General features: G+C 72.5%; 18 protein-coding genes and 1 pseudogene. 12 read left to right on the top strand and 7 right to left on the bottom strand.

The genetic code is table 11. The features are described from left to right. The 5 genes and pseudogenes from AB0D01_RS29705 to AB0D01_RS29685 form a co-directional block, all read left to right on the top strand. Window positions 1–186, top strand: a pseudogene (locus AB0D01_RS29705) (2-oxoacid:ferredoxin oxidoreductase subunit beta); the annotation flags it as partial. A gap of 150 nt (window positions 187–336) precedes the next feature. Further along, window positions 337–1,191, top strand: a complete 855-nt coding sequence (locus tag AB0D01_RS29700) for an SDR family oxidoreductase (RefSeq protein WP_363060583.1) — start codon at window positions 337–339, stop codon at window positions 1,189–1,191. Between the two features lie 181 nt (window positions 1,192–1,372). Continuing rightward, window positions 1,373–2,416, top strand: a complete 1,044-nt coding sequence (gene rarD, locus AB0D01_RS29695) for an EamA family transporter RarD (RefSeq protein WP_363060567.1) — start codon at window positions 1,373–1,375, stop codon at window positions 2,414–2,416. A 204-nt stretch (window positions 2,417–2,620) separates the two neighbouring features. Then, the gene (locus AB0D01_RS29690) at window positions 2,621–3,937 is read left to right on the top strand and encodes a M28 family metallopeptidase (protein WP_363060565.1); all 1,317 of its coding nucleotides are present in this window, start codon (window positions 2,621–2,623) and stop codon (window positions 3,935–3,937) included. 72 nt (window positions 3,938–4,009) lie between these two features. After that, complete coding sequence (locus tag AB0D01_RS29685) at window positions 4,010–4,399, top strand: hypothetical protein (RefSeq protein ID WP_363060563.1); 390 nt, start codon at window positions 4,010–4,012, stop codon at window positions 4,397–4,399. Here the strand turns inward: AB0D01_RS29685 and AB0D01_RS29680 are convergent. The 4 genes from AB0D01_RS29680 to AB0D01_RS29665 all read right to left on the bottom strand — a co-directional run bounded on the left by AB0D01_RS29680 (window position 4,373) and on the right by AB0D01_RS29665 (window position 7,554). Further along, a complete protein-coding gene (locus AB0D01_RS29680) occupies window positions 4,373–4,789 on the bottom strand; it encodes a hypothetical protein (RefSeq protein WP_363060561.1) in 417 nt (138 codons plus the stop codon). The genes AB0D01_RS29685 and AB0D01_RS29680 overlap by 27 nt on opposite strands. Then, window positions 4,786–4,989, bottom strand: a complete 204-nt coding sequence (locus AB0D01_RS29675) for a hypothetical protein (protein WP_234333790.1) — start codon at window positions 4,987–4,989, stop codon at window positions 4,786–4,788. Before AB0D01_RS29675 ends, AB0D01_RS29680 begins: the two co-directional genes overlap by 4 nt. A 109-nt stretch (window positions 4,990–5,098) precedes the next feature. Beyond that, a complete protein-coding gene (locus tag AB0D01_RS29670) occupies window positions 5,099–6,301 on the bottom strand; it encodes a DUF2092 domain-containing protein (RefSeq protein ID WP_363060559.1) in 1,203 nt (400 codons plus the stop codon). A 242-nt stretch (window positions 6,302–6,543) separates the two neighbouring features. Beyond that, window positions 6,544–7,554: a polyprenyl synthetase family protein gene (locus tag AB0D01_RS29665; RefSeq protein WP_363060557.1), complete on the bottom strand. Its 1,011-nt coding sequence runs from the start codon at window positions 7,552–7,554 to the stop codon at window positions 6,544–6,546. Window positions 7,555–7,765: 211 nt separating this feature from the next. Between AB0D01_RS29665 and AB0D01_RS29660 the strand changes: the two genes are divergently transcribed. After that, window positions 7,766–9,262 (top strand): peptide MFS transporter, encoded by a 1,497-nt coding sequence (locus AB0D01_RS29660; RefSeq protein WP_363060581.1) that lies wholly within the window; start codon window positions 7,766–7,768, stop codon window positions 9,260–9,262. A gap of 31 nt (window positions 9,263–9,293) precedes the next feature. Further along, on the top strand, window positions 9,294–11,297 hold the full coding sequence (locus AB0D01_RS29655; protein WP_363060555.1) for a CocE/NonD family hydrolase: 2,004 nt from the start codon (window positions 9,294–9,296) through the stop codon (window positions 11,295–11,297). Window positions 11,298–11,313: 16 nt separating this feature from the next. Here the strand turns inward: AB0D01_RS29655 and AB0D01_RS29650 are convergent, their stop codons facing one another. Both AB0D01_RS29650 and AB0D01_RS29645 read right to left on the bottom strand, forming a co-directional pair. Then, window positions 11,314–11,520 (bottom strand): DUF397 domain-containing protein, encoded by a 207-nt coding sequence (locus AB0D01_RS29650; protein WP_363060553.1) that lies wholly within the window; start codon window positions 11,518–11,520, stop codon window positions 11,314–11,316. Beyond that, window positions 11,517–12,344, bottom strand: coding sequence for a helix-turn-helix transcriptional regulator (locus tag AB0D01_RS29645; RefSeq protein WP_363060551.1), 828 nt, complete (start codon window positions 12,342–12,344; stop codon window positions 11,517–11,519). Before AB0D01_RS29645 ends, AB0D01_RS29650 begins: the two co-directional genes overlap by 4 nt. Window positions 12,345–12,450: 106 nt before the next feature. On the opposite strand from AB0D01_RS29645, the gene AB0D01_RS29640 reads away from it, so the two are divergent. The 5 genes from AB0D01_RS29640 to AB0D01_RS29620 are packed head-to-tail and all read left to right on the top strand — an operon-like array spanning window position 12,451 to window position 14,882. After that, window positions 12,451–12,684 (top strand): hypothetical protein, encoded by a 234-nt coding sequence (locus AB0D01_RS29640; protein WP_363060549.1) that lies wholly within the window; start codon window positions 12,451–12,453, stop codon window positions 12,682–12,684. Then, complete coding sequence (locus AB0D01_RS29635) at window positions 12,681–12,944, top strand: hypothetical protein (protein WP_363060547.1); 264 nt, start codon at window positions 12,681–12,683, stop codon at window positions 12,942–12,944. The genes AB0D01_RS29640 and AB0D01_RS29635 overlap by 4 nt, the downstream gene beginning before the upstream one ends. Beyond that, on the top strand, window positions 12,941–13,264 hold the full coding sequence (locus tag AB0D01_RS29630; RefSeq protein WP_363060546.1) for a hypothetical protein: 324 nt from the start codon (window positions 12,941–12,943) through the stop codon (window positions 13,262–13,264). Before AB0D01_RS29635 ends, AB0D01_RS29630 begins: the two co-directional genes overlap by 4 nt. A 44-nt stretch (window positions 13,265–13,308) precedes the next feature. Next, window positions 13,309–13,857, top strand: a complete 549-nt coding sequence (locus tag AB0D01_RS29625) for an RNA polymerase sigma factor (protein WP_363060544.1) — start codon at window positions 13,309–13,311, stop codon at window positions 13,855–13,857. Beyond that, window positions 13,854–14,882: a CU044_5270 family protein gene (locus tag AB0D01_RS29620; protein WP_363060543.1), complete on the top strand. Its 1,029-nt coding sequence runs from the start codon at window positions 13,854–13,856 to the stop codon at window positions 14,880–14,882. Before AB0D01_RS29625 ends, AB0D01_RS29620 begins: the two co-directional genes overlap by 4 nt. Here AB0D01_RS29620 and AB0D01_RS29615 read toward each other — a convergent pair. Continuing rightward, complete coding sequence (locus AB0D01_RS29615; RefSeq protein ID WP_363060541.1) at window positions 14,879–15,685, bottom strand: HAD family hydrolase; 807 nt, start codon at window positions 15,683–15,685, stop codon at window positions 14,879–14,881. The two genes, AB0D01_RS29620 and AB0D01_RS29615, sit on opposite strands and share 4 nt — an antisense overlap. Window positions 15,686–15,770: the final 85 nt, after the last annotated feature.

Genomic DNA, 15,770 nt, shown 5'->3' with positions numbered 1-15,770 from the left:
GCCCTCTCCCGCCTCGCCGACCCCGACACCCTCCACCACACCCCCATCGGCGTCTTCCGCGACACCGAACGCCCCGTCTACGACACCCTCATGGCAGAGCAGCTCGACACGGCGGTGGAGCGGAACGGCAAGGGCGACCTGGGCGCCCTGTTGCACGGCAACGACACCTGGACCGTCGTCGGCTGAGCCGTCGACCGCACCCGCCGAAAGCCCGGATCCCGCCTTGAGGGTCCGGGCTTTCGCGCGTGCGCGCACGGCCGGACATACAGCGCTCACTTTCTAAAAGTTAGCGCTTACCGTAAGGTAGTGCTCATCGCCTACGAACGGGAGCACACCATGAGCATCGTCGTCACCGGAGCCACCGGAGCCCTCGGCCGCCTCGTCGTCGAGGAGCTGCTGGCCACCACCCCCGCCGCGGACCTGGCCGTCGTCGTGCGCGACGGCGCGAAGGCCGCCGACCTGGCCGCGCGGGGCATCGACGTACGGATCGCGAACTACGACGACCCCGCGAGCCTGGCCGGGGCCTTCCGGGCCGGCGACCGCGTCCTGTTGATCTCCGGCAGCGAGGTCGGGCGGCGCGTCCCGCAGCACACCGCCGTGATCGAGGCGGCCGGGGCGGCCGGGGTCGCGCAGCTCGCGTACACGGGGATCCTCGGCGGGCCCGAGGCCGACTTCGACCTGGCGGCCGAGCACAAGGTCACCGAGCAGGCCGTCCTGGACTCCGGCCTCCCCTACACCTTCCTGCGCAACGGCTGGTACCACGAGAACTACACCGGGCAGCTGCCCTCCGTCCTGGAGCACGGCGCGGTCGTCGGCAGCGCCGGCGAGGGCCGGATCGCCTCGGCGGCGCGGGCCGACTACGCGGCGGCGGCCGCGGCGGTACTGACCGGCGAGGGCCACCTGAACCGCGTCTACGAGCTGTCCGGGGACACCGCCTGGAGCCTCGCCGAGTACGCCGCCGAGGTGGCGCGGCAGTCCGGGCGCGACGTCGCGTACAACGCCGTGCCCGCCGAGACGCACCTGGCGATCCTGACGGGCGCCGGGGTGCCGGAGGGCTTCGCGACGCTCCTGGTCGACGTGGACGCGGCGATCTCGCGGGGCCGGCTGGCCGCCACGAGCGGGGACCTGGCCCGCCTGATCGGGCGGCCGACGACCCCGGTGGCCGAGGCGGTCGCGGCGGCCCTGGCCTGACACCCCCCGGGCGGCGCGCGGGAGGGCTCCGGGGCGGTCGCAGGGGCCCTCGCCGGGCGCCGTTCCCCCTCCCACCCCTCCGATGTCATGAGTATCTCCCCCAAACGGGCATGACATCGGGGCGCTGCGGCGTTACGGTCGTGAGGTTGTGAAATTGGCCGGAAGTAGCGCTGGAGGTCCCGTGAAGACAGAGGCCGAGCACCGCACGGGTTTGCTCTACGGATTCGGCGCGTACGGACTGTGGGGGCTGGTCCCCCTCTTCTGGCCGCTGCTCATACCCTCCGGCGCGGTGGAGATCCTGGCCCACCGCATGGTCTGGTCGCTGGCCGTGGTCGGGATCGCCCTGCTGGCGCTGCGCCGCTGGGCCTGGATCGCCGAGCTGGTGCGGCAGCCGCGCAAGCTGGCGCTCACCGCGCTCGCCGCGTCCGTGATCAGCGTGAACTGGGGCCTGTACATCTGGTCGGTCAACAACGGACACGTGGTGGAGGCGAGCCTCGGCTACTTCATCAACCCGCTCGTCACCATCGCGATCGGGGTCATGGTGCTGGGTGAGCGGCTGCGCCGCGTCCAGTGGGCGGCCGTGGGGATCGGCGCGCTCGCGGTGGTCGTGCTGGCCGTGGGCTACGGGCGACCGCCGTGGATCTCGCTGGTGCTGGCCTTCTCCTTCGCCGCGTACGGCCTGATCAAGAAGAAGCTGGACATGGGCGGCCTGGAGTCGCTGACCGCCGAGACGGCGCTGCTGTTCCTGCCCGCCCTCGGCTACCTGCTGTGGCTGGGCGCGCAGGGGCGCTCCACCTTCGCCTCCGAGGGCCTCGGGCACTCCGCGCTGCTGGCCGCGACGGGTCTGGTCACCGCGATCCCGCTGGTGTTCTTCGGCGCCGCCGCGATCCGGGTCCCGCTGTCCACGCTGGGCCTGCTCCAGTACATGGCGCCGGTGTTCCAGTTCGGGCTGGGGGTGCTCTACTTCCACGAGGCGATGCCGCCGGAGCGGTGGGCGGGCTTCTCGCTGGTCTGGGCGGCGTTGGTGCTGCTGACCTGGGACGCGCTGCGGACGGCGCGGCGTTCGCGGATCCGGCTGGCGGCGGCCTCCGCCGCCGCCGCGCCGGTCTCCGGAGCCGCCGTCACGGCTTCCACTCCGGCCCCGGCCGCCCCGCCCGCCCCCGTCGCCCCAGCCTCCCCCGTCGCCCCGATCGCCCCCGTCGCCCCGACGCGCGAACCGGCTTAGCGGCGCCCCTTTCCCCCCTCGGTCCCCGGTACGAACCACTCGTACCGGGGACCGTCCGTTTTCCGAACCACCCTGACCGGATTGTGGTCTTGACGGATTGTCATGCTCTCGCTGAACATCAGGCTCGCACTGACGCACCACAAGCTCACCCGCTCTTCCCCGCACGTTCCGTCGCATCCCCATACGGAATCCCGGAGCCCCCACATGAGCCTGTCCGTCTCCCGGCGTCTCGCCGCCGTGACCGCCGTCGCGGTCGCGGGGTTGCTCGCCGCCACCTCTCCCGCCGCGCTGGCCGCGCCGACGTCGGTCACCGCCGCGCCGACGCCGCCGGACATCCCGCTGGCCAACGTCAAGGCGCACCTGACCCAGCTGTCCTCCATAGCCGCCGCCAACGGGGGCAACCGCGCCCACGGTCGGACCGGCTACAAGGCCTCGATCGACTACGTGAAGGGCAAGCTGGACGCCGCCGGCTTCACCACCACGCTCCAGACCTTCACCTCCAGCGGAGCCACCGGCTACAACCTGATCGCCGACTGGCCGGGCGGTGACCCCAACTCCGTGCTGATGTCGGGCTCGCACCTGGACTCGGTGACCTCGGGCGCCGGCATCAACGACAACGGCTCCGGCTCGGCGGCCGTCCTGGAGGCCGCGCTCGCGGTGTCCCGCGCGAACCTCCAGCCCACGAAGCACCTGCGCTTCGGCTGGTGGGGCGCGGAGGAACTGGGCCTGGTCGGCTCGAAGTACTACGTCAACAACCTGCCGGCCGCCGAGAAGGCGAAGATCTCCGGCTACCTGAACTTCGACATGATCGGTTCGCCGAACCCGGGTTACTTCGTCTACGACGACGACCCGACGATCGAGCAGACCTTCAAGACGTACTTCGCGGGCCTGGGCGTGCCGACGGAGATCGAGACCGAGGGCGACGGGCGCTCCGACCACGCGTCCTTCAAGAGCGCGGGGATCCCGGTCGGCGGCCTGTTCACGGGCGCCGGCAACTCCAAGACCTCCGCGCAGGCGCAGAAGTGGGGCGGTACGGCCGGTCAGGCCTTCGACCGCTGCTACCACTCCTCGTGCGACACCACGGCGAACATCAACGACACCGCCCTGGACCGCAACTCCGACGCCGTCGCGTACGCGATCTGGAACCTCGGGGCGGCCACCCCGGTCCCGCCGGGCCCGTCGTTCGAGAACACCGCGGACGTGACCATCCCGGACTCCCCCGCCGCCGCGGTGACCTCGCCGATCACGGTCTCGGGCGTGGCGGGCAACGCCCCGGCCACCACCAAGGTGGACGTGAACATCGTCCACACCTACCGCGGTGACCTGGTGGTCGACCTGGTCGCCCCGGACGGCACGGTCTACAACCTGCACAACCGCGCGGGCGGCAGCGCCGACAACCTCGTCCAGTCGTACACCGTGAACGCGTCGAGCGAGGTCGCGAACGGGGTGTGGGGGCTGCGGGTCAAGGACACCGCCGCGCAGGACGTCGGCTACATCAACAGCTGGAAGATCACCTTCTGATCCGCCGGCCGTTCCCACCGAACCGGGCAGGTGGTCTAGACCTATGACCTTCCGCGTGATCTGATGCGGATCATGACGGAGATCATCGCCGCCCTGTTCGTCCTGCTCGCCCTGGCCGTCGCCGTCGTCAACCCCGTGCCCCTGGTACGCGGACGGCGGCGGCTTCGGCGTCTCGCCGACCACGCGCGGGGCCTCGCCGTCGCGGTCCCCTGCGACCTGCGGGACGGGGACCTCACCGACGGCCGGTGGTGCGAGGGCCTGCTGGAGCTGCCCCCGGACGGCCCGGTCCGCTGGCGGGCCAAGGGCACGGCCGTCACCTCCCGCGTGGACTTCCCGCCCCTGGAGCCGGTCTCGGCCGACGAGGCGAGCCTCGCCTTCCGCTCCGAGGACGGCCGCACCGAACTGCGGCTGCACCCCGACGAGGCGCCGATGGTGCTACGCGTCCTCCGCGGCGGAGCGTAGCGAGGCGGGCAGCGGATCCTGTATCCGCACCCGCAGCTCCTGGGCGACGGCGGCGACGTCCGCGCGCCCCCGCTTCGCGGCCTCCACCAGATCGCCCAGCTCCTCGGGCGAGGGCAGCTGCTTCGCGCCGGCGACCCGGAGGTACGAGCGGGTCGCGGCGGCCGCGTAGAACTCGTTCATCGGGGATTCGAGCGCCGGGCAGACGGCGAGCGTGTGCAGGAAGGCGGCGGCGCGCCAGGCGGTGTCGGGGGCGGGCTGCTCGGGCACCAGCACCAGGTCGTTCTGGTGGCGGGCGACGGCGGCGGCCACCCCGGAGGGGTCCCACACGGCGGGATCCGAGGGCAGGTGGTGTGCGAGGGCCGTCCAGGCCCATTCCATGGTGATCTTCAATTGCCGAACCGCTCCTGGAAGTAGCCCCAGTGGTCGGCGAACTCCTCGATGCCGGAGAGGAACGTCTTGCGGTCCTCGTCCAGCTCGCGTTCGGTGACCTCGGTGATCAGCGCGGTGACCGTCGTGCCCAGTGCCGCCGCGCGCGCCTTGAGGCGTTCGTGGAACTCTTCGTCCAGGCGGATGGTGACGTGTCTCGACATGGCCCTCACGGTACAGCGGGCCCGCTGTACACAGGGCGGAAACGGGACAAGGGTGGCCCGGGACACAGGTCCCGGGCCACCCCTTCGCGGTGCGCGCTCGCGCGTGCGGCTACTTCGCGGCGTTGGCCGTCTTCACCAGCTGGTCCTTGGTGACCGCGCCGACGTAGACCTTGCCGTCGTCCGTGATCAGCGCGTTGACCAGGCGGGTGGACATGATCCGGCCCTCACCGAAGGTGCCGGTGACCTTCTCGCCCAGGGAGTTCAGGAACTGCTTGGCCTCCTTGGGGGCGTTCTTGTCGTTCTCCAGCTCCTTCAGACCCTTGCCGGCCCCGGTGTCGATCCGCGCGACGGTGGCCCAGCCCTCGCCCAGCGGCGTGACCTCGCCCTTGCCGTTGCCGCCGCCCGTCAGCGCGTCCAGGCCGGGGAAGGCGTCCAGGGCCTTGAAGTCCTTGCCGTGGCCCTCGGCGCCGTCCTTCAGGTCGGAGCCCTCGGTCACCTTGGCGCCCTTGGGCGGGGTGAAGGTGAAGGTGTCGGCAGCGGGCTTGTCGAAGGCGACCTGGGTGAACCCGGCGTCGACGATCGGCTTGCCGCCCTGGCTCGACAGCAGCTGGATCCGCAGCGGCACGCCGTTCTTGGCGTCGACGGCGATCTGGACCGAGCCGACGGTGGAGCCGGTCTGCTTGGGCTTCAGGACCAGCTGGTAGGCGTCCCGACCGGCGACCTGGGCGGTGTCGCCCACGCTGATGTCGGTGGTGGGACCGGCCTCCTTCAGGACCTCCTGGGCGAGCTGCTGCGGGGAGGTCGCCAGACGGTCGCCCGTCTTGTGCTCGCGGCCGCCCCGGGCGCCCTGCGGGTCCTTCTCGTGGAAGGCCTCGTTGGACTTCGAGTCGTATCCCCACACGTCGGCGCCGTTGTGGACGAGGGTGTACTCGTCCTTGCCGTCGAGGAAGGTGAGCTTCTGGCGGTCCGGGCCGTCCGCGGCGACGCGGAAGGTGTGCGTGCCGTTGGCCAGCTGCGCGATCTTGTCCTGCGGGTCGGCCGATCCGCCGGCCACCCCGCCGCCGCCGAGCAGGTTGCCGGCGAGCTTGGGCAGACCGAGGTCGGTGCTGATCTTCGCCGTGCCGGAGAGCTGCTGGGCGTCGGACGCCGCGATCTTCTCGATGAGCTGCTGCGCCGTCACCTTGGGCAGGTCCGGGTTCCCCGCGTTCGCGAAGGCCGGGACCATCGCCACGGTCGCCGCGGCGACACCCGCCACCGCCACCGGTACGACGTACCGTGCGGCCTTGCGCGAGGTCTTCGTGTTCGCTGCCATGTCAGTGCCCTGCCCTCTGTGTCTACGGCGGCGACCCCCGTGTCGCCGCGCTCACCCGATCCGGTGGGGTTTTGATGTATCCATCTGACCAAATCGGACGGCCCGGGGCGTCAGTCCCCGGAATCAACTGCGCGTACGACCGTGGGATGACACGGGTAGGGCCCCTCCGCCGGCGACCCGTAGGGGTCGGCGCGGGCGGAAGGGCCCTTTTCGCACGTCGGGGGCGGATGCCCCGCACCGGGCTAGCCGGCGCGGTGGACCACCGCGTCGCACAGCTCCTCCAGCGCGGACTTCGCGAAGCACTCCGGCAGCGGGGCGAGCATGGCGCGCGCGTCCTCGGCGTAGCGGATCGTGTCGCGGCGGGCCTGCTCCAGCGCGGGGTGCACCCGCAGCCGGGCGAGGACCTCGGCGTGCAGGGCGTCGTCCGACAGGTCGCCGTCCAGCATCGCGACGAGTTCCAGGTCCTCCGCGCGACCGTCCCGCTCGGCCGTCTCCCGCAGGCGCAGCACGGGCAGCGTCGGGATGCCCTCGCGCAGGTCGGTGCCGGGGGTCTTGCCGGACTCGTGGGAGTCGGAGGCGATGTCGAGGACGTCGTCGGCGAGCTGGAAGGCGGTGCCGAGGCGCTCCCCGTACTGGGTGAGGATGTCGACGACGGCCTCGTCGGCGCCGGACATCAGCGCGCCGAAGCGGCCGGAGACGGCGATCAGCGAGCCGGTCTTGCCGGCGATCACGTCGAGGTAGTGGGCGACGGGGTCGCGACCGTCGCGGGGGCCGGCCGTCTCCAGGATCTGGCCGGTCACCAGCCGCTCGAAGGCCTCGGCCTGGATGCGCACGGCCTCGGGGCCGAGGTCGGCCAGGATGTGCGAGGCGCGGGCGAAGAGGAAGTCACCCGTCAGGACGGCGACGGAGTTTCCCCAACGCGCGTTCGCGCTGTCCACCCCACGGCGTACGTCCGCCTCGTCCATGACGTCGTCGTGGTAGAGCGTGGCCAGGTGCGTGAGCTCCACGACGACGGCCGACGGCACGATGCCGGGCGCGTACGGATCGCCGAAACGGGAGGCGAGCATCACCAGCAGCGGGCGGAACCGCTTGCCGCCGGCCCGCACCAGGTGCTGCGCGGCCTCGGTGATGAAGGGGACTTCGCTCTTGGTGGCCTCCAGCAGACCCGCCTCGACGGCGGCCAGTCCGGCCTGCACATCGGTCTCAAGAGCCTGGTCCCGCACGCTCAGTCCGAACGGCCCGACGACGGTCACGAGGGGTACTCCTGTCTGCTGACGATCACGTTGACGATCACATGGATTGTCGATGTGTCGCTGCCATCACTCAAGCCAGCCTATCCGGTCAGTTTTCGATCACGCAGAGCGCCTGCCCGCCCGCCACGCACGCATCGCCCGATGCGCACCGGTATGTTCTGAGGAAGCCGAAACAACCGGAGAGTACGTTTTGTCCAGAACCGAGACCGACATAGACGAGAACGGGGACCCGGAGGCGGATCAGCCGCCGCCGGGCGACGACCACGCCTTCCTGGGGCACCCCAGGGGCCTGGCCACCCTCTCGGGTCTGGAGGTCTGGGAACGGTTCTCCTTCCTGGGCATGCAGGCCATCCTCGTCCTCTACTTCGCGGACACCGTCGCGCACGGCGGCATGGGCATGGCGCCGGGCACGGCCGCCTCGGTCGCCGCCGCGTACGGGACCATGGTCTACCTCGTCTCCGTCGCCGGTGGATGGCTCGCCGACCGGATCCTCGGTTCCTACCGCGCCGTCCTGTACGGCGGCGTCCTCATCGCCTGCGGCCACTACGCGATGGCCGTGCCCACCGACGCGATGACCTGGGCCGGCCTCGGCCTGATCAGCGCGGGCACCGGGCTGCTCAAGCCGAACGTGGCCAGCATGGTCGGCAAGCTGTACCGCACCGCCGACGAGCGGCGCGACGCCGGCTTCGCGCTCTACTACATGGCCATCAACATCGGCGCCTTCGCCGGCCCGCTGATCACCGGCTGGCTCGGCGAGCACCAGGGGTGGCACTGGGGCTTCTCCGCCGCCGCCATCGGCATGACCGCGGGGCTCGTCCAGTACGTCCTCGGCCGCCGCCACCTCGCGGGCCGCAAGCACTCGGCCGAGTACGCCCTCGCCCCCGACGCGATGCGCCGGGCCGTGCTCCTGATCGTCGCCGGCTGCGTCGTCGCCGCCGCACTCGCCACCCTCCTGGCGGGGGTCGGTTGGTTGACGATGGCCCGTTTCGTGGACCTGCTCACCCTCGTCTCGGTGATCGCACCGGTCGTCTACTTCTGGCTGATGTTCCGCAGCCCCCGGGTCACGGACGCGGAACGCGGCCGGCTGCGCCCGTACGTGGTGCTCTTCCTCGCCTCGGTCGCCTTCAACTTCATCCTCTTCCAGGCCTACTCCACGATGATGCTGCTGGCCTCCACCAACGCCCGCACCGAGATCCTGGGCTTCACCTTCCCGTCGAGCTGGTACGCCTCCGCGCTCGGCGCGTTCGAGGTGCTGCTGGCCCCCGTCGTGGCCGCGCTGTGGGTACGGATGGGCCCGCGCCAGCCGCACGCCTCGAACAAGATCGCCATCGGGGTGATCCTCGGTGGCCTGTCCTTCCTGCTGATGGTCCTGCCCACCTCCGGGCACGCCGGCGACGACTACCGGATGGCCGCCTGGTGGATCGTCGGCTCCTACCTTCTGCTGGGACTCGGCGACGTGCTCCTGGAGACCTCCGGCATGTCCGCCACCACCAAACTCGCCCCCAAGGCCTACGCGAGCCAGACCATGGCCCTGTGGTTCCTCTCGCTGGCCCTCGCCAACGGCATCCAGGCCCAGGTGGTCAAGGTCTACGGCCAGGTGTCCAACCCCGTGTACTTCGGGGTCAACGGCGCCGTCGCGGTCGCCGTCGGCCTGGCCGTCATCGCCCTCGCGCCGTGGCTGCGCCGCACGATGCACCCCGTCCACTGACGCCCCCGCCCGGAGGGAACGACCCACCCCGATGATCATCCGCACCGCGTTCCCGTACGCGACCACCCACGAGGACGTCCGGATCCCGATGCCCGACGGCGTCGAGCTGTACGCCCGGATCTGGCGCCCGGTCACCGACGAACCCGTCCCGGCGCTGCTGGAGTACCTCCCGTACCGGCTGACCGACTGGACCGCCCCCCGCGACGCCCAGCGCCACCCCTGGTACGCCGGGCACGGCTACGCCTCCGTACGGGTCGACGTACGCGGCCACGGCAACAGCGGCGGCCGGCCCGGCGACGAGTACGACGCGCGGGAACTGGCCGACGGGGTCGCGGTGGTGGAGTGGCTCGCGCGCCAGGAGTGGTGCACGGGGGCGGTGGGCATGTTCGGGATCTCCTGGGGCGGCTTCAACAGCCTCCAGATCGCCGCCCTCGCCCCGCCCGCCCTCAAGGCCGTCGTCACGGTCTGCTCCACGGACGACCGCTACGACAACGACGTGCACTACATGGGCGGCTCCGTCCTGGCCGTCGACATGCACGCCTGGGCGGCGACCATGCTCGCCTTCGCCTCCCGCCCCCCGGACCCCCGCTACGCCGGCGAAGGCTGGCGCGCGATGTGGCTGGAGCGGCTGGAGTCGATGGAACCGCTGGTCCACACCTGGCTCTCGCACCAGACCCGGGACGACTACTGGCGCCACGGCAGCGTCTGCGAGGACTACGGGGCGATCCGCGCGGCCGTCCTCGCCGTCGGCGGCTGGCACGACCCCTACCGGGACACCGTGCTGCGCCTGGTCTCCGCCCTGCCCCCCGGCCGCGTCCGGGGCCTGATCGGACCCTGGTCGCACCAGTACCCCGACCGGGGGCTGCCGCCGGGCCCGGCCATCGGCTTCCTCCAGGAGACCCTGCGCTGGTGGGACCACTGGCTGCGCGGCGACGACAACGGGGTCATGGACGAACCGCTGCTGCGCGCCTGGATCAGCGAGTCCCACCGCCCCGCCACCGTCTACGAACGCCTCGACGGCCGCTGGGTCGGGGAACGGGCCTGGCCCTCCCCCTCGGTGGTGCCGGTCTCGTACGGGCTCCAGGGCGGCCCGGTGCTCGTCGCCTCCCCGCAGCACACCGGCCTGGACGCGGGCCGCTTCTTCCCCTTCGGCAACGACGCCGACCTGCCGCCGGACCAGCGCGAGGAGGACGCCAAGTCGGCCTGCTTCGAGTTCCCGGTCCCGACCGGGGAGCCGGTGGAGATCCTGGGCCGCCCGTCGGTGACGCTGCGCCTGCGGCTGGACGTCCCGTACGGGCAGGTCGTGGCCCGGCTGTGCGACGTCGCCCCGGACGGCTCCTCGACGCTGGTCACGCGCGGCGCCCTGAACCTCTCCGCCCGGCAGGGCCGGGACCGGGCCGTGCCGTGGCCGGTGGGCGCGTACGAGGACGTCACCTTCGAGCTGAACGGCATCGGGCACGCCTTCCCGCCCGGCCACCGGATCCGCCTCGCGGTGTCCTCGGCGTACTGGCCGTGGATCTGGCCCCGGGCCGGCTCGGAGGCCGGCTGGACCCTCGACCCGGCCGGCAGCACCCTGGAACTCCCGGTCCGGGCGGCCTCGGGCACCCCGTCCGACATCGTCTTCGAGGCCCCCGAGCAGGCGCCGCCGCTGGGCGTGGCCTACCCGGAGACCCTGGACGCGCCGCGCCCGGAACGGGTCGTCGTACGGGACGTGGCGCGCGGAACCTGGCGCCTGGAGGTCGACCCCCGCTACGGCGGCACCCGGGTCTACCCGGACGGGCTGGAGTACGCCGAGGACGCGACGGAGGTCTACGAGATCCGCGACGGCGACGCGCTGTCCGCCCGCACCCGCTCGGAGTGGCGCGTCCGCCTGCACCGCCCGGAGGAGGGCTGGGACGCCCGGGTGGAGACCCGCTCGGAGATCCGTTGCGACGAGGGCGGGTTCCTCACCTCGAACGAGGTCGTGTGCCGCGAGGGCGAGGAGGTCGTCTTCCACCGCACGTGGGAACGCCGCCTCCCGAGAGCGGCCGGCTGACCGCGCCCCCGCCCCGTCAGACCCCCGGGGCCCCGGCCTTGAGGCCGTCCACGAACGCGGAGAAGGCGGCGGCGGTGAAGTCGAGCTCCGGGCCGTCGGCGCGCTTGGAGTCCCGGACGGGGACGACGCCGCGCGCGGCGACGAGATTGGTGGCGACCTCGACGCACGCACCGCCGTTCTCGCTGTACGAGGACGTGAACCAGAGGGGGGTTTCGGTCGTCACGAGATGCCCTTTCGTAGCTGACGAATCATGGCCACGGATGCCGCCTGCGAAGTGGCCTCGGCCTGTAGTTGATGGTAGGCGGTCAACAACGGGACCACAGAGGCACTTTCGCGTTCGAGTTGCCCGCGCTGGGCGGACTCCGCATAGGAAACAAGAGACCGGTTCTGCATCGTCAGGATGTAGAGCGGCAGGCTGAGCGGACGCCGATCACCCATCTCGAACGGCGCGATCTGGAAAACGGTGTTCGGAAGCGCCGCGAACTCCATCAGGCGCTGGAGCTGTGCATCCATCGTGGCCTGGTCGCCCACGGGTCGCCGAAGACAGCTCTCGTCCAGGACCACGAAGACCAGCGGCGCCGGTGTCCGAAGGAGCGCCTCTTGCCTCTCCGCGATGAAGGAGAGGCGTTCTTCAGACTGCTCGGAGGTGATCGCGCCGCGCTCGACGGCGCGAGCGTTGAGAGCGGACGCGTACTGCGGCGTCTGAAGGATTCCCGGCATGACACCGACCTCGTACAGCCGGATCTCCGCCGCGCGCACCTCGTGCGTGACGTACTCGGGGAAGCCCTCCAGCAGGGCCGTCTGCCGGACGGCCCGACTCTGGCGCTCGAACCTGTCACCTGTACCGAAAACCCGATCAGCACTTGTCGCGAAGCGGCGAGTTGGAGGGCGGCGACCAGTTTCGACGGCGGAGATGTGCGTTCCGGAGCACCCCATGCGCTCGCCCAGTTCGTCCTGCGTCCAGCCCCGCTCGTCCCGCAACGTGCGCAGGCGCTGCCCGAAGGCCGCCCCCGGGGACTTCGCAGGGTCCAGCTCTTTCCGATTCAACGAATCCCACCCAACTATCCGTGCAATTCACGCAAGTTGAAGACCTTCCGAGCCTAGGTCACGCTGAATCCGCTTGGTAGTGGATTCGCTACAGAGAGGCACGGCGATGTGTGAAGCGAAGACGCCCCCACCCCCCGGCACGCTCGTGGTCGATACCGGGCGGGGTGGCCGGGTCGCGGAGTTTCGGGGGGTGGCGGGGCCCTACTGGGCGTTGCGGGACGTGCGGGGCGGGGTGGAGTGGGAGGCCGAGCCGGGGGCGGTGCGGGGGGCCGATCCGATGGAGCGGCTGCGGGCGGAGATCGCCCGGCGCAACGCGCGCAGCGCGGAGGGGCTGCTGTGATGGATCCGCTGGGCGAGCTGCGCCGCGTCGAGTCCGACCCCGCCTACCGGGCGCTGTTCCTGGCCCGGCTGGAGGCGGAGGTGGCCCGACGGCGGGCGGAGCGGGAGGAGTTCACGCTCGGGGCGATCGAGGCGGCCGACCGGATGCGGGAGCTGTGCCGGCCGCGGCGCGCGCGGGGCGAGGCGGTGGCGGTGCCCCTCGGGGCGGTGCTGTGGATCGGCTGCGTGGCCTTCGCCGCGGCCCGGGGGTGGGGCGTGTGAGCGGGCGGGCCTGCGGGGCATACGGGGCGCTGTCCGCGGCGCACCTCGACGCCTTGGCCACCCGCCACCGGGCCGCGCTGCGGACCGTGCTCGGGGACGGTCCCGTACTGCGCTGCTCCCTGGAACCGCACGCCGACGGGCCCCACATGGAGCTGCTCCACGACGGCGGGGCGGCGGGTACCGCCCTGTGGGCCCGGTGGGGCGCGGCCGGGGCGGACGACGCGGTCCTCGCGGCGGCCGACTGCCCGGCGGCGGCCCCCGACGGGGGCCCCTGCGCCCTGTACCTGGGCCACCCCGGCGGGCACTCCCGTTGGGCGTGACGCGGGTCACTGCAACGCTCCGGCCGCCGCGGACACTAACCGGCGTGGACCACCAACTGTTCGCGGACCTCTACGCCGCACACGCACGTGCCGTGTACGCGCATGCCGTCCGCATGACCGGCGATCCGGCCGGAGCCGAGGACGTCGTCTCCCTCACCTTCCTGGAGGCGTGGCGGCTGCGCGATTCCCTCGACGGGGTGGCGTACGAGCGGGCCTGGCTGTTCGGGATCGCGACGAACGTCATCCGCAACACCCGCCGCGCGGCGCGCCGGCACCGCGAGGCGATGGCCCGGCTGCCACCCTCGGACGCCGTGCCGGACTTCGCGGACGCCGTCGTGTCCCGGATCGCCGACTCCGACCGGGCCGGCGCGGCGCTCGCCGCGTTGGACCGGCTGCGGCGCGCGGACCGCGAGGTGCTCCTGCTGTCCGTGTGGTCCGGCCTCAGCCACGAGGAGGTGGCCCGCGCCTGCGGGGTGGCCGTGGGCACCGTCCGTTCGCGCCTCTCCCGGGCCCGCGCCCGCCTGGCCAAGCTCACCGCCGATCTGCCGGACCGGCCCCAGGCCGCCCGACCCGCGACCCAAGGAACCCCGTGAACGACGCCCACGACACCCTGCGGCGCCTGCCCGGCGTCGCCGACGCGGACCTGCCCTTCCCCGGGGAGCGCCGGATCGGGGAGCACCTGCTGCGCGAGGCGGCGCGGGCCGACGGGCGGCCCGCCCCTGCCCGGCGCCGCCCCTTCTTCCTGGTCCTGGCCGCCGGGGCCGCGACCTGCGCCGTGGCCCTGGCCGTCACCCTCGGCCTCGGTACGGACGAGGGCCGGCCGGTCGTCGCCGCGCCGCCCGACCCGGCGGCGGTCCGGTTGCTGGACCGGGTGGCGCTCTCGGCGCAGGCGCTGCCCGCGCCGGCGGTCCGGGACGGCCAGTTCCTGTACACCCGGACCGTCGGGCACACCACGGCCCTGACCGAGACGAAGAGCGGCGCGATGGAGGCCTCGCGGGAGGACGCCGCCGCCGAGCGCTGGGTGTCCGTCGACCGGAAGGTGCCCACCCTCGTGCGCACGTCCCGCGGGGCCTCGACGCTCCCCCCGGACGGCGGCTACGGCAGGCCCAACATCGGCAATCCCACCTACCGTTACCTCGAATCCCTGCCCACCGATCCCGACGCGCTCCTGGAGCTGATCTACGAGGACACCCGGCTGAACCACGGCCCCGGCTCGGGCTCGACGACCGGGCCCGACCAGCAGGCGTTCGTGGCCATCGGCGACCTGCTGCGGACGGTGGAGGCGCCGCCCGGGGTGAGCGCCGCCCTCTACCGGGCCGCGGCCCGCATCCCCGGGGTGGTGTACGTCCCCGAGGCGAAGGACGCGGCCGGGCGCAGCGGGGTGGCCGTCGCCCGGGTCCACGGCGGCGAACGCATCGAGTGGATCTTCGACGAGGGCAGTCTGCGCCTGCTCGGCGAGCGCACCGTGGTCCTGGAGGACGGCGCCTGGGGCAAGGCCGGGGACGAGGTGACCTCGGTGGCGATCGTCGGACGCGGGGTCGTGGACCGGGGCGGGGACCGGCCCGCCGGCCAGGGCGGCACCGGTCAGGGAGGCGCCGGTCAGGCCACCGCCGGCTAGGCGTAGAGGCGTTCGACGACGACCGCGACGCCGTCCGCCTCGTTCGAGAGGGTGACCTCGTCGGCCACCGCGAGGAGTTCGGGGTGGGCGTCGGCCATGGCCACGCCCCACGCCGCCCAGCCGAACATCGGGATGTCGTTCGGCATGTCGCCGAAGGCGATCGTGGCCCGCGGGCCGACGCCGAGGGCCGCCGCGGCGCGGGTGAGGCCGGCCGCCTTGTCCACGCCCGGCGGCTGGAGCTCCACCGTGTGTTCCCCCGCCATGGTGACGTTCACCAGGTCCCCGACCACCGATCGGGCCACCCGGGTCAGCTCGTCGTCGTCGAGCCGCGGGTGCTGCATCAGCACCTTGTTGATGGGCGCCGGCCACAGGTCGTCCCGCTGGGGGACCCGCACCGTGGGCAGGTGCGGGTGCCACATCCGGTAGCCCGGCCCTATCAGCATCTCGCCGTCCAGGCCCTCCTGGTTGATCGCGACGTACACCTCCCCGATCTCCGCCTCGATCTTGCCGAGCGCCACCTCCGCGAGCCCCCGGTCCATCGCGTCGGAGTGCAGCAGGAGCCCGCGCGCCGCGTCGTAGACCTGCGCGCCCTGTCCGCACACCGCGAGCCCCGTATACCCAAGGCTGTCAAGGACATGGCGGACCTGCGGAACGGGGCGACCGGTGACGACGACGTGGTGCGCGCCGGCGGCGCGCGCCGTCGCGAGAGCCTTGCGGGAGCGGGCCGAGACGGCGTCCCCGGCGCGCAGCAGCGTCCCGTCCAGGTCGGTGGCGATCAAGGCATAGGGGAGGGCGGAAGTCACGGCGCCAAGGATACGGACCCCTTTGGACAAGTCCTACAAATAGCGCCCGAATCCGGCCTCCCACAGACCCCACCGGCCACGTAAC

It is taken from the genome of Streptomyces sp. NPDC048606, from assembly GCF_040650855.1.
Classification (GTDB): Bacteria; Actinomycetota; Actinomycetes; order Streptomycetales; family Streptomycetaceae; genus Streptomyces.
The sequence above is the reverse complement of the archived record's forward strand: the minus strand, read 5'-3'. Positions and strand labels throughout refer to the sequence as shown.